Below are 1,015 nucleotides of genomic sequence, written 5' to 3'. Positions count from 1 at the left end.
CACGTATGGATGAACCGCAGCAATAATCATTCGGTCAAACAGGTTTTCTCCAAAATATCTTCGGTTTAACTTGTATACGAATTCATTGAGGTAGTTCTGCAAATATTTATATGTGATCATATGGTAGATACCGAGGAGGTTCCTTTTGAGATTACTGATTCCCTTGTGTACCCACTTTAAGGTTTCATTTACACTTTTTTTATCGGAAATCACCATATAATGCGTGTCTACAATATCGGTAATGTCCACATAGGCCTTGTTTTTGTCTGTAAACAGGACAATATCTCCTCCTGTATTTTTCTTGATGAATTTGTTCACATGGTCTGCATCGACTTTGCCCAATACTTCCATTTTATAATATCCACAAGCCCTGCTTTTTTCACCTGTATCCGGATTTTCAAGCGGTACCGATTCAGCGGCTATCCCGACACTTGACTGCCTTTGGCTTCCCTTTCCCCTTTTGAGGTTTTCCTTCACCTGTTTTTTTGTTGCCACTTCCACAAAGCATTCATCAAATTCTATCATGTCCTTCAATACATAAAGTGAATCTCTTTTACCCATCAACGCCCGGATTTTATGCATCAGTCTGAATGCTGTTTCATATCTCGATAATCCGACCTGTCTTTGGAATTCAAGACAGGAAAACCCCTTTTTGGTAGCTGATATAAACATGAACGCCAACAGCCAGGTATGGAGCGAAACTTTGCTGTGTTCCATAACTGTTCCACTTTTAAGGGAGCTTCTCCTTCTGCATTTGCTGCATTCAAAAAACCTCCCGCCACTGAACCAGTAGTGTTTGGTGGTAGATTTACAGGTTTTACAGCAGATACCTGCCTTTTCCCTACTATCTTTAATGTAGGTCTCACAACTGGACTCATCAGGAAAATACTGCATGAATTTTAATATAGTCATATCGTTTCTTATTTGAATACAAGAAACGCCTACCTAAATACAACACCAAATCATTGACACTAATTGTCAAATTTTGTTACGTGCACTTATACGGATACACATA

The 1,015-nt window shown here is 39.0% G+C and carries 1 protein-coding gene; it reads right to left on the bottom strand.

The window, feature by feature from the left end; translation table 11 throughout:
* On the bottom strand, positions 1–912 hold a 912-nt coding region (locus MMU07_RS21685; protein WP_241128709.1), incomplete at its 3' end, for an IS1595 family transposase.
* Positions 913–1,015 lie beyond the last annotated feature (103 nt).

It is taken from the genome of Cognataquiflexum nitidum (genome assembly GCF_022538055.1).
Taxonomy (GTDB): Bacteria; Bacteroidota; Bacteroidia; order Cytophagales; family Cyclobacteriaceae; genus Cognataquiflexum; species Cognataquiflexum nitidum.
Note: the sequence above shows the minus strand (reverse complement) of the source record. Positions and strands in the feature narration are given on the sequence as shown.